Below are 330 nucleotides of genomic sequence, written 5' to 3' on the forward strand. Positions count from 1 at the left end.
GAACAGTATCTTTCGCGCAAAGCTGCGTAATGGCGTTCTTTCGGCGGCCGTGACGGCCAGCGTTGCCCTTGGTGCCGGGTTCTTTGCAGCTCCGACACCGGCTTACGCTATCTACTGCTCCAACTGCTCGACGTTCTATCAGCAGATGTTCGAGTACGCAGAAGCGGTGAATACCACCCTGAACACTGCGCAACAGCTACAGACGCAGATTCAGCAGTATCAAAACATGGTTACGCAGGGCCTGAGCCTGCCCAATTCCATGTTCGGCAGCATCGCGGCCGACCTGCAAAGCGTTGCCAGCATCTACACGAAGTCGCAGGCCTTGGGCCG

The 330-nt window shown here is 57.3% G+C and carries 1 protein-coding gene; it reads left to right on the forward strand.

What is annotated here, in order from left to right; all coding sequences use genetic code 11:
- Positions 1 to 7 precede the first annotated feature (7 nt).
- Positions 8 to 330 (forward strand): P-type conjugative transfer protein TrbJ (gene trbJ, locus HMPREF2886_RS16180; protein WP_070747827.1); only part of this gene is annotated, 323 nt, incomplete at its 3' end.

Source organism: Pseudomonas sp. HMSC066A08 (assembly GCF_001813025.1).
Taxonomy (GTDB): domain Bacteria; phylum Pseudomonadota; class Gammaproteobacteria; order Pseudomonadales; family Pseudomonadaceae; genus Pseudomonas; species Pseudomonas aeruginosa.